Source organism: Lacibacter sp., assembly GCF_057361365.1.
Genome location: NZ_JBMQSG010000005.1, coordinates 224126 through 236675 on the forward strand (window position 1 = coordinate 224126; position 12550 = coordinate 236675).

At 40.6% G+C, this 12550-nt stretch carries 6 protein-coding genes; all 6 read right to left on the minus strand.

Going from position 1 to position 12550, the window contains the following annotated elements; translation table 11 throughout:
• Positions 1 to 5: 5 nt before the first annotated feature.
• Positions 6 to 3011 (minus strand): SusC/RagA family TonB-linked outer membrane protein, encoded by a 3006-nt coding sequence (locus ACO1QW_RS02990; protein WP_486255543.1) that lies wholly within the window; start codon positions 3009 to 3011, stop codon positions 6 to 8.
• Between the two features lie 324 nt (positions 3012 to 3335).
• Positions 3336 to 4490 (minus strand): glycoside hydrolase family 88/105 protein, encoded by a 1155-nt coding sequence (locus ACO1QW_RS02995; protein ID WP_486255545.1) that lies wholly within the window; start codon positions 4488 to 4490, stop codon positions 3336 to 3338.
• Between the two features lie 9 nt (positions 4491 to 4499).
• Complete coding sequence (locus ACO1QW_RS03000; protein WP_486255546.1) at positions 4500 to 5813, minus strand: BNR-4 repeat-containing protein; 1314 nt, start codon at positions 5811 to 5813, stop codon at positions 4500 to 4502.
• Between the two features lie 12 nt (positions 5814 to 5825).
• Complete coding sequence (locus tag ACO1QW_RS03005) at positions 5826 to 7598, minus strand: RagB/SusD family nutrient uptake outer membrane protein (RefSeq protein WP_486255548.1); 1773 nt, start codon at positions 7596 to 7598, stop codon at positions 5826 to 5828.
• Between the two features lie 22 nt (positions 7599 to 7620).
• Positions 7621 to 10749, minus strand: coding sequence for a SusC/RagA family TonB-linked outer membrane protein (locus tag ACO1QW_RS03010; RefSeq protein WP_486255550.1), 3129 nt, complete (start codon positions 10747 to 10749; stop codon positions 7621 to 7623).
• 31 nt (positions 10750 to 10780) lie between these two features.
• Complete coding sequence (locus ACO1QW_RS03015; RefSeq protein WP_486255551.1) at positions 10781 to 12544, minus strand: RagB/SusD family nutrient uptake outer membrane protein; 1764 nt, start codon at positions 12542 to 12544, stop codon at positions 10781 to 10783.
• Positions 12545 to 12550: the final 6 nt, after the last annotated feature.

The window sequence follows — 12550 nt, forward strand, 5'->3', positions numbered from 1 at the left end:
ATCAATTAACGGAGTGTTACATTTAAACCAAATACAAACTGTCTTGTAATGGGATAGTTATTTGTCCAGTCGCCTGAACCTCTGAACGAATAGTTGTGTTCAGGATCCCAACCTATCCAGTTTGTAAACGTGTAAAGATTTCTGCCACTCACGTAAGCGGTTAAACTTCCGAGTTTGATCTTATCCAATACATTCTTACCAAATGTGTAGCTGAGTGAAACGTCTTTTATTCTTGTAAAGCTGTTATCAGATGCATACCCATACCCTTTTGTATTTGTATAACCAAGCGATGGTCTTGTATTGCTTTTGTTTGCAGCTGTCCAGTATCCCGTTTCAACAGGAATATTCATACGCCCTGCTTCATCAGCATACGTAAGGGTAACATTATTTTTAATAGCACCCTGTACTGTTTGAATGAAAACGGTAAGACTTAAATTTTTATAAGAGAATGTATTAATTAAACCACCTGTCCATTTAGGTGCAGTTTGACCAAGTATGATACGGTCGTTGCCATCTATTTTTTTATCGCCATTGGTATCAGCAAATTTCAAGTCGCCAGGTTTTGCACCAGCATCCCATCCTGTTGGATCTTCACCAACCTGCCATACACCGGCCATTTTATAATCATAGATCACACCAATTGGCTGACCAATAAACCACCTGTTGCCAAGATCATCTTTTTTATCGCCATACAAATCAATGAGCTTGTTTTTATTGGTGGCGAAGTTGGCAGTGGTTTGCCATTTGAAATCCTTCGTAGAAATATTATCTGAATTGATGACGATATCAACACCTCTGTTTTGCGTAATACCAAGATTGTCGAAGATATTGCTGTAACCAGTAATGATAGGAAGGTTACGACGTAGGATGATATCACTTGTTCTTGTATTATAAAAATCAACAGAGCCGTTAATACGATTATTCAGCAACCCAAAATCAACACCTACGTTGAATGTTTTAGATGTTTCCCAATGCAGGTTAGCATTACCCAGATTACTTGCCAACACACCAATGGTACTTGTACCGTTGAAAGGATAACGAACAGATGCATCGGTGGTAACCGTTCCGTAAACACCAATGGCTTCGTTACCTGTGTGTCCGTATGATGTGCGAAGTTTGAGGTTGTTGATGAATTTTGCTTTACCCATGAAATCTTCATTTGAAATATTCCATGCAAGGGCAACAGAAGGGAACACACCATATTTTGTTGTGTTAGCACCCATTACCGATGAACCATCACGGCGGGCAGTTACGGTTAACAAATACTTACTGTTATAAGTATAGTTGATCCTTGCCATTTGGGAGGCAATGTTGTACTTATCCTGGTATGAACCTGCAGTTTGGGTTGCACCTGCGCCAAGATTATAAAAAGCCAGTTCGTCGTTAATGAAATTAGTGGCACCTGCGCTTGATGTAAAATATCTTCTTTGCTGTGCACTATACAACCCGGTGAAATCAAAATGGTGCACACCGAAATTTTTCGCATAGGTCAATATATTTTCTACTACCCAGCTATTGGTTTCGGAACTTGAAGTACTTGCACTACCAATTGTATTATTTGCATTACGTCCACGGTAAGAACCGGCACGTGTTGTAATATAATTTGTACCAACATTCAACCTGTACTTTAAACCTTGCAATACACCATTGAACTTAATTTCGGCATATGCATTCCCGTTCAGGTTATTGCTTCTGTCGACCCTTTCTGTATTCAAACCCAGCAACGGATTTTCATACAAGAGTTCAGGATTCATGGGGAAAATTTCATAATTGCCTGCTGCATTGCGAAGTGTTCCATAAGGACTCATGGCTGCAGCCAGGTAAAAGTTTGCTCTTCCGCCATCGTAATTATTGTTGGCATAAAATAATGATGTGCCCACTGATAAATAATCAGTAAGGTTGATATCCATATTTGAACGCACACTTGCACGGTGGTATTGGTAACCTTTTACCGCACCGAGTTGTTTCAAATATTCACCAGAGAGGAAATACTTAAATTCTTTAGTACCCCCGGAAATACTTAAGTTATGATCCTGGATAACACCTTGTCTTTTTACTTCATTTAACCAATCAACAGATTTACCTGCGTTGTAATTGGCAATTTCATACGCATTCCACAATACTGTTTGTGGCGCAGTAGGAACCTGCGTTTTATAATCAGTATACTTCTGTACGTATTGTTCAGGACTTAATGGTGTAAGCGTTTGCACAACATTATCGACACCTGTGTAACCGCTATAACGAATAACAGGTTTTCCGGTGGTACCTCTTTTTGTAGTGATGAGAATTACACCGTTTGAACCATTCATACCATAGATGGCGGTGGCAGATGCATCTTTCAATACTTCAATAGAAGCAATATCGTTTGGATTGATATCATTAGTAATACCGCCCGATTTGTTGAAAGGGATTCCATCAACAACAATAAGTGGTGATGTATTTGCCGAGATAGAATTTTGTCCACGTACCAAAATACCAGCCGAGCTACCGGGAACTGATGAACCCTGGCTGATGTTAACACCGGCAACAGAACCTTCAATTGCATGCAACACGTTTGTAACAGGCAATCTTTCCAAACGACTTTTAGGAACTGACACAACCGAGCCGGTAACATCAGAACGTTTTTTTGTACCGTAACCTACAACCACAACTTCGTTGAGTTGTTTGTTTGATGCAACAAGCCTGATTTGCACTACTTCATCCTGAGCTGGAACCGCCACTTCGAGGTCGGAATATCCAACACTGGAGATGTGGAGTACATCACCTGCATCGGCCTTAATTTTAAAAGAACCTTGCGCATCAGAAATAACCGAAGTGTTTTTGCCTTTTACGGCTACGGTGGCCGCAGCAACAGGTTCACCGGTTTCTGAATTAGTAATTACGCCGCTTACAGTTTTGTCCTGCGCAGATAAACAAAACGGAAGTGTACATAATAAGAGCAGTGTAAAAAGATGCCTTAGACTATTTTCCCGGAAGGCAGCCCGGAAAAAGGAGCAGTAGTTTTGTGCCATATGACAGCAATTTTAAGAGTTAAAAAAAGAGAGATCTTTCACGTCTTAACAATCATTGTTGAAAAAATCAACATTCAAATTTGGGAGCAAGTGGGAGTTTTCCAGGGGGGATAAATGATAGGATTTAGGGGGCAAACTCATATTCTTCACCTTAATTTTCCTGATTTCTGTAGCGGTTTTGCATTAGTCGACTTTTCGGGTAGATATTCCTGACCGCCATCACCTGTTTGACTTCAGCAGGCATATCAGTTCATACAACACAAGAAAAAACCAGCTGTAGAAACAGCCGGTGTACGATTAACTGCTGATATGAAATTTCTCTTGTTATTTTCTTTTCTCTGTAAAGCGAACCATTTCGCAGGCAGCAAGCAGGAATGCGCCAACGCCAAAGTTTGCCGTAGAGTTTTTATCGACTACCTGTCCGGGAATGGCTCGCTCACCTATTGGTTGCACATAACCAACTTTTCCATCGGGCTGCAGTGCTATTGTTTGCAAATAGTTCCAGCCTTTTAATGCAGTTGTTTTATATGTTGCTTTATCTAAGTAACCATTGTTCATTCCCCACAAATAGGCGTAGGTGAAAAATGCAGTGCCGCTTGTTTCGTAACCCGGCGACTGTGCAGTATCCACCAGGCTTCTTGTCCAATGTCCTTCTGCCTGCTGGTAATTTTTTAAAGTAGCAGCCATGCCTTTGAATTTCTCAACGTACTCATTGTAATGCGCATCATCTTTCGGCAAGTCCTGCAATACTTTCGCTAAACCTGCAAACACCCAACCGTTGCCACGTGCCCAAAAATCTTTTTTACCACTGGCAGTTTTATGTTTTGGAAAAACATATTTCGCATCACGGTAATAGATCTTTTCTTCTGCATCGTACATAATGCTGTTGGCATAAGAGTAATACTCATACAGCTTGTCGAGATAAATTTTATCACCGGTGAGTTTGTACATCTTCGTCATTACCGGCATTACCATGTACAAACCATCGGCCCACCACCAGTATTTATTTTCAGCGGTGCTTACCTGGTAGCTCATCACTTCTTTTGCACGTGCAACTTTCTGTTCGTTTGGTTGCAGGTTATGCAAGTCGATATAAGTTTGAAAACAGATCTGCCAATCGCCAAACAATACATAATCATCTTTCTCGCCATAATTGAATTTCCATTCTGCTTTGTTCGTACTCTTTGCCCCCTTCCATTCGTTTTTGATGGCCCATGCTTCTGAATAATTTTTATAGGTTTCGTTTTTTGTTAATGCATAGGCTTCCATGTTGCCTGTGTGATAAGCAGCATTATCCCAAAATGCACGACCATGCACAGGGTTTGTTGTTTGCCAATATGTATTTGCTTTTTCAATGCTGTTTAACACAACAGCCTTTACTACTGTTTTCGCAGCTTGCTTTGTTGAACTGCAGGAACTGATGGTGAGCACCAATCCAACAGCAATCATCAAACCTCTATTATGAATTACTTTTTTCATGCAGCTACATTATTTTTTTAAACGCCATTCAATTACCTGTACCATTTGTGGATTTGTATTCACCACGCCTTCAGCATCGGCCTGAGTAACCTGTTGCACAAACAAATGCAACTGTTGTTTTACTTTCCACAATTCAGTATCGAACGTTGGCTCCCATGCTCCTACTCCATTAGTGGTAAGATCGAATATTTTCCAGTTTGATTTTTGCTGCCCTGTACCACATGCAACAGAAACTTTATTGCTACGTTCTGCATCACGAAAAACCAGAACGATCTGTTTTTTCTTTCCGCTACCTGCGCATAACACCTGCGGTCTTGCAATCGGTATTTGTTTGGTACCGGCACCACTCAAACTAAAATCAGTAGAGCGAAAACCAAGATCAGTTACAATCCATCCTTTTGCAGACCTGCTGATGATCTTGTACTGCGGCACATTGTTTTTTCCTTTCCAGTAACTAGCAATAACAGCATTACCATCCGGATCCGTTGTCATGGATGTTTGATTAATAAGTTCACTGCCTTGCGGAATTGTACAAACAACTTCTGCTGTTGACATGCGTATCGGCAATTGGTAAACTTCACCGGTTGATTTTTGCCATGTACGTCCACCATCTTTCGACAGCGCATAACTCATATCATGGTTGCTTGCCACATCCGGACTTTCTCTCCACACCCACGATACATGAATGGCTCCTTTTGCATCAACACATGCCTGCCAGTAAGCATTACGCTTTCCTTCACCATCAATCAGGTTTGTTTGCACACGACTCCATTGTTGTGTCGCAACATCATACCTGTTCATCATCAAATTGCCATTGCCCGATCCGCCATCACGATAAAAGAATAACAGATCGCCATTGGGCAAATGATAAAATTCAGGATAACTCAGTTTGCTTTCATCCTTGCCTGTCATTTGCATTTTCTCCGTTAACTCAAGTGACAATGGTTCTTTGCTTCGTACATATCGCAAAGGATGATTGTGATGATCCCATGCCATGTGCAAATAACCTTTACCATCAACTGCAATGCTGATGCTGTTATGTGCATCTTTAATATTGCCTTTGTATGCAGTTCGTTTCAATTGCCAGGTTTGTTCACCCAATTTTCGTTTGCCCAATACCACAAAACCATCAGCATCATAATAACTGATAAACTGAATGTCTTTATGTGTTACCAACGAATTCTTACGAAACACAACCGTATTAACAGAATTACCTGCCCAGCCTTCGCCCACATTCACAATCTTTACTGCAGTTGATTGTGCATTTGCAAAGCAATTAAGTTGAACAAAAAGAAACAGTAACAGGTAATTCTTAAACTTCATCTGAATTAAATTTTACCAACCAGGGTTTTGCAACATAGCCGGCATCTTATTAATTTCTGCATCGGGCAATGGCATCAAATACATTTCAGGACGGAAGTTATGACGACGGATTGACTCCCTACGTTCGTAAGTGTATGTACCATTTGAATTCTTGGTAATCTTCATCACTTTGTTAAACTGGTTATTCGTAACCATTGCAATTTTCCAACGACGTATATCGTGCCAGCGATGATCTTCAAATGCCAATTCAATCCGGCGTTCATTACGCACCACTTCCCGCATTTCTTCTTTGGTCATGTTTTCTTTCAAACCATACATGTTATTCGCACCCGGATCAATACCTGCACGCTGACGCAACTCAACAAGCTTTGGATATGCCAATGCAGTTTGTCCTGCTTCATTAATTGCTTCTGCATAGTTCAATAAAACTTCCGCATAGCGAATCAATGGCCATGCCCTGTTTGTATTAGCACTACTGTTTGCACTGATCATTGAGTCGCACATTTTACGACTGAAATAACCAGTGGTTGTACCTACATCAAATGCATCTTGTGTTGCAACCGGCGCAGGTATTGTTCCTGTTCCATTTACAAATGTATACACAGGCGAAAGACCACCCGTTGCATTGAAATAATTTGAACCGTTGTAGATAATTGAATTATTAAAACGGGGATCACGGTTAACATAAGGGTTTGTTGGGCTGTAACCTGATGCAGCATTCACAGTTCCATCTGCATTTAAAGGTTGTAATCCATTCTTCATAGGAAAACAATCAACAAGATCCTGCGTGGGCAGTGAACGGTTGGTGCTTCCACCTCTTGTGCGTGGATTATAAAAACCTTCAAAGTCCCTGTTAGCCGGGCGGTAGTATCCAAAAATGTATTCAGGGTTTACACGTTGCAGGAACACATTATAAAAACCATAACCAGGTTTGGTAGCATTATCAACCATTAATGAATAAGTACCCGTGTTAATAACAGCCTGTGCGGCATCTGCAGCAGCTTGCCAATGCGAACTACTTGCGGCAGGATAACTTACAAGAGCTTCAGCAGGATGACCTGGAATGATACAGCCGCCATTGAACAAAGGACTCGCAGCATACAATAATGCTCTTGACTTTAGTGCAAGGCAGGCACCTTTTGTTACACGACCATAATCAATATCATCAGCATAAACAGCTGGTAACAATGCAGCCGCTTTATCCAATTCTTCCGAAATATATTTTACTGTATTTGCGAAGGTTTCTCTCGGCAAATTAATAAGATCGTCTTTTGCATACACTTTATCACCAACAACAGGCACACCACCATAGGCGATCAATAATTGCGTGTAATACCATGCACGTAAAAACATGATCTCTCCTTTCACTCTTGATTGCATTGATGCCGACAAGGGAGTTGATGAAAGTTTTGCCAACATAAGATTCACTCTCCTGATATTGGTATAAGGCGTAGTCCAAAAATCACCAACAATACCTCTTGTATTGTACGTTGTGGGAGAAATAGAACCGTTGTACAAAATCACTGCAATTTGTGCAACGCCTGACAATGTATACTCAGCGTCATCGGTTGCCTGTTCCGTATTACCATGCGAATCCCAACGGCCTTTGTTAAAACTAAAAGCAATGTCGGAATAGATGCCCGTTAAAAAAGCCATGGTTCTTGCACTATCGGTAAATACAAGTTCTTCACTGAGAGTGATCGCCTGCCCATCGAGAAATGCATTTTGCTTTTTACAAGCCTGTAAGCCTGCGAGCAAAACAATTAAACAAAATATCTTCTTCATATCTTAATGATTTCGGATTGAATTAAAAAGTAATACTTACACCAAAGTTCACTGTACGCTGCGGAGGATAGATCGTACGATCAGTATTAGTGCTGATCTCCGGATCGAACTCGTACAACTTATCAAGCTTTGTCCATGTAAACAGATTGTAACCATTTGAATAAACACGAATATTTTCCACCTTTAAACGCTTTATCCATTTTTGTGGAATTGTGTAAGCAATCTCAGCTGTTTTCAAACGCAGGTAATTCCCCGAGATAAAATAAAACGTTGATGGAAAACCAAGCGCATCACTTACACCTGCACCTAACGTTAATCTTGGGAAGCGTGCATTATCTCCTAACTCAGGTGTCCATGAATATTTATGAATTTCCTGCAGGTTCGATGAGAATGGACGAATAGCTTCAGCCACTGCTCTTACATTAAAATTCATTGCTCCCTGGAAAAATGTATTTACAGAAAATCCTTTGTAAGTAAAGCCCAGCTGGAATCCATAAGTTGTATTAGGCACATTTGAATAACCGGTTACTTCCTGGTCGAAACCATCGATCTTACCATCTTTATTCAGATCAGCATATTTCAAATCGCCGGGATAAGCCTGCTGTGCAGTTTTAGGACTGTTGGCAACATCTGCACTATCCTTGTAATAACCTATCCAACGATACACACGTTGCATGCCGATGCTATGACCTGTGTAAGCCTGGTAAGCATTGGCGAATGTTGGCTCATCCTGGAAAATAATTTTATTTTTTGCAACAGAGTAAGTTGCTTTTAACCGATACTGAAAATCGTTGCCAATGCGTCCGTTGTAATTCAGTTCAATTTCGTAACCTGCGTTATCAACAATACCAAGATTTACCGGTGGCAAACCCTGACCGATCACTGCCGATACAGTTCCACGTGTTGTTAAGATATCGTAACGTTGATTTTTAAAGTATTCAATTGTACCAAAGAATTTATTACCGAACAGGCCAAAGTCTAAACCAATATCCAGTTTCTTTTCTTTTTCCCAGGTAACCTGGTCGTTACCAAGTGTACCTTCACGAATGCCATTAAAGTTGTTACTTACTGTTCCAAAGTTGATAGAACCTGAATTGCTCCATGTTGGTAAGTAATAATAGCTAAACCCACTTCCCAGTTTGTCGTTACCAACCAACCCATAAGACGCACGTAGTTTCAGGTTGTTTACATTACGCATTGCATCTTTAAGAAAGTCTTCTTTCGAAATATTCCAACCGGCAGATACAGCGGGGAACAATCCAAAACGATTGTCCTTTGCAAAACGATCTGATCCGTTATAAGCTGAGTTAAATTCAAACAGGTACTTCTCTTTATAGTTATAACCAATACGACCAGTAAAACCACGATAGTTATTTGGAATAAAATTATAAACTGCATTAGAACTTGAGCGAAGATCAGTTCCCTGGCTCACAAGTGCAAGACCATAAAGATGATGTTTGCCAAATGTTCTGTCGTAATTGAAAATACCCTGCACTGTTAATGTACGAATGGTTGACCCTGCACTATAGCCGCTGAAGAAGCGACGCACACGATAGATGTTAGGATCTCTTGGTGCGTAAGTGTAAGTTGATGTTGCTGCATCATAAGCAGGAATGAAGGAAGGGAATTGGTCCCTTGTCATACTTCTCGAATAACCATAATTACTTGTATAAGCTATTGTCGTTTTAAACGTAAGACCTTTTGTAATGAAGTGAAGTTTTTGAGTAGCTGTTGTAATTAAGTTGATGTTGTTTTCATAATTGCGGTTATAACCATACATCGTTAAACGACCTACAATGTTATTTGTGTTATAAGCAGTATTGTTATAACCACCATTCACCTGCCATGTGCTGTAACCATAGGTTCCGTTAGGATTGTAAACCGGGTATGCAAATGGTGCTAACGAATAGAAACTACTGTATTCATAAAACACATCGTTATAACCAAAGGGACTTCCCACATTTGGGGTATTGATCTCGCCAATGTTTCCGTAAAGATCAAGACGCAGATCGGTGCTGTTTGTTACTTTAATATCGAGGTTACTACGATAGTTGTAACGCATATGATAATAATTACCATTTACATCTTGGGATTTGCTGAAATTTTTCACCATACCATCCTGAAACAATCCACCAAGCGAAACGAAATATTTTACACGTTCCGTACCACCGCTGATATCGAAGTTGGCCCTGTATTGTTTACTGAATTGTTTAAACAATGTACTGTACCAATCAACAGAAGGATGACCATAAGGATCGGTTCCGTTTTTATAATGATCCAGATCGGTTTGTGAAAAACGTGGAGTAAAGCCAACAACAGGGTTTACTTTATTATCATTCATCTGCGCCTGGTTGTATAAAGAAACTGTTTCGTATGCGTTCAGGTATTTTGGAATACGTGTAGGCTGTTGCAAACTTGTTTCTAAACGTGCAGAAATTTTAGGTGCACCTATTTTACCCCTTCTTGTTGTAATCACCACCACACCATTTGCACCTTTAACACCATACACTGCAGTAGTAGATGCATCTTTTAAAATACTCAATGATTCAATTTCATTTGGATCAAGTCTTGCAAACTGATCATAACTGAATTCGATATCATCAACAATGATCAAGGGTGAATTTGCTCCGCCATTATATGAGCTTTGTCCACGAATAAAAAACTGTGCGCCATCAGCACCTGGCCTTCCCGATGGCTGGACAGAAAAGAAACCCGGCAAACGACCTGCTAATGTATTCTGCAAACTTGCTGAAGGATTTTCTCTTAGTTCTTTACCTGCCACGCTACTCACCGATCCTGTTGAGGTTACTTTCTTTTGCTTGGCATAACCCACAATTACTACATCTTCCAATCCACCGGCATCTGAAGAAAGCGTAACACTAACATCAGAACGGTTGGCAACATTTACCTGCATTTCAGAATAACCAACACCTGTGATAATAAGCATGTTACTTTTTCCTTTCAGCGTAATCGAAAACCGGCCATTAGCATCGGTTACGGTACCGTTGCTACTGAGGTTTTTTTCAACAACACTTGCGCCAACGATTGGGCCGGCGGTATCTGTAACCACACCTGTAACAACTCTGCTCTGCGCCTGCAATTGCGCCATGGCAAGCAGTTGAATAAAGAGTATATAAAATATTTTTTTCATTGTTCTTAGTTTAAGCTGTTAGTTTGAATGATTACCATCCTTCATTTTGAATGAGTGCAAGGTTTTTGATCATCTCATCATAAGGAATGGGCATGTGATACAATTTCTGATCGAACAGAAGTGTACCAACCTGAACCTTCTGATACGTAAACGTACTTCCTGATGAAGTAATACGCATTCCATAAACAGGTGTGGCCAGGTCAACAGCTCCAGTTTTCCAACGGCGTATATCCCAGAAGCGATGTTCTTCAAATGCTAATTCGATGCGGCGTTCATTACGGATGAGTTGACGCATTTCATCTTGTGTAATGCTTACCCTGATTCCATATCTTGAATTGGCGCCAGCAGTAATGCCCGCTCTTTTCCGGATCAAACCAATTTGCGTTACCGCATCTTCCACACGACCAACTTCATTTAATGCTTCTGCATAATTCAACAATGTTTCTGCATAACGGAACAACGGAAAGTTGTGGCTTTGGTTTGAATAAGTAGAACCGGTTGGAAAGTTGCCAAGGAACTTACGCAGGTAATAACCTGTTTTGGTTTGCACTGCCGTTGTAGAAGTATTTGGTTTATCACGGCCGCCTTCAAATGTTTCTACGGTACGACCTAACCAACTGTAACCATTGCGAAACACCGTTACATCCAAACGGGGATCACGATTTGTGTAAGGAGCGGTTGCACTATAGCCTGATGCCACATTGATCGTTCCATCAGCATTAAAAGGTTGTTGTCCATTCAACATTGAAAAGGCATCAACCAGATTTTGTGTGGGACTTGTTAAGCCCTGGCTTGTTGCTGTACCAGCAAAACCAACAGGTGCCTGTGAATTTTCTAAATTGGTGCTGTTAGCACTTTGTTTTGCAAGAATGATCTCTGCATTCTTCTTTGTTGTAAATGTTGCAGCAAAGAAGTTGGGAGTACCTGCATCATTGAGTTTATAGTAATTCAGGTTACGTAATTCTTCAGCAGCTGCAATCACCGCATTCCAGCGGTTGGCATCGTAACTTACGTAACCCCCCAGTGCTTTTTTCACGGGGTCGGTTTCAATACCACCTCCGTTATATAAAGGACTTGCTGCATACAGCAACACACGGCATTTTAATGCAATGGCTGCACCCCGTGGTACACGTCCCCAATCACCATCTGCTATGGCTTCTTTGCGTAAACTATCTTTTACAACATCGCACTCACTTACTATGTAACTGACAACTTGTTCAAACGTATTACGTGGTATTTGTAAGTTATCATCCAGCGTAAAAATTTTATCTCCAATGAGCGGAACGCCACCATAACGTTTTAATAATTCAAAATACATCAGCACACGAATAAAACGTGCTTCAGCTCTCCAATACTGGCGTGTAAGCTTAGCATTAGTTATTGTTGTTTGATCGGTTTCAACAATAGGAACCTTGTTGATGTTTTGCATGAAAATATTTGTGCGGCGTATACCTGCATAACTATTGGACCAATAAGGATCAGGATTACTCACCACACTTACACGACGGTTAGTATAATATTCAACCAATGTATTGTTACGACTGGGAATTGCATCGCCACTTGCAGCATCTAAAAAATCGCCACCAATGCGGTTGAAGCCGCCGGGAATATAATTGTAAAGATCATTCAGGTTAAATGCAGCAACTGTACCGAGACGATCTAATGTATCGAACACAAGATCAGAACCAAACCAGTCTTTGGGTACCGTTTCAATTTTTTTGCAACTGTTGGTAAATAGCATCACCAGCAGCAAACCGCAAAGAGCACTTTTAAAAATTATGTTTCTTAGTTTCATATAGCA

Coding starts and splice junctions, on each gene's coding strand:
- ACO1QW_RS03005 (WP_486255548.1), bottom strand. CDS start 7,598: ATGAAGAAGATATTTTGTTTAATTGTTTTGCTCGCAGGCTTACAGGCT.
- ACO1QW_RS03010 (WP_486255550.1), bottom strand. CDS start 10,749: ATGAAAAAAATATTTTATATACTCTTTATTCAACTGCTTGCCATGGCG.
- ACO1QW_RS02995 (WP_486255545.1), bottom strand. CDS start 4,490: ATGAAAAAAGTAATTCATAATAGAGGTTTGATGATTGCTGTTGGATTG.
- ACO1QW_RS02990 (WP_486255543.1), bottom strand. CDS start 3,011: ATGGCACAAAACTACTGCTCCTTTTTCCGGGCTGCCTTCCGGGAAAAT.
- ACO1QW_RS03015 (WP_486255551.1), bottom strand. CDS start 12,544: ATGAAACTAAGAAACATAATTTTTAAAAGTGCTCTTTGCGGTTTGCTG.
- ACO1QW_RS03000 (WP_486255546.1), bottom strand. CDS start 5,813: ATGAAGTTTAAGAATTACCTGTTACTGTTTCTTTTTGTTCAACTTAAT.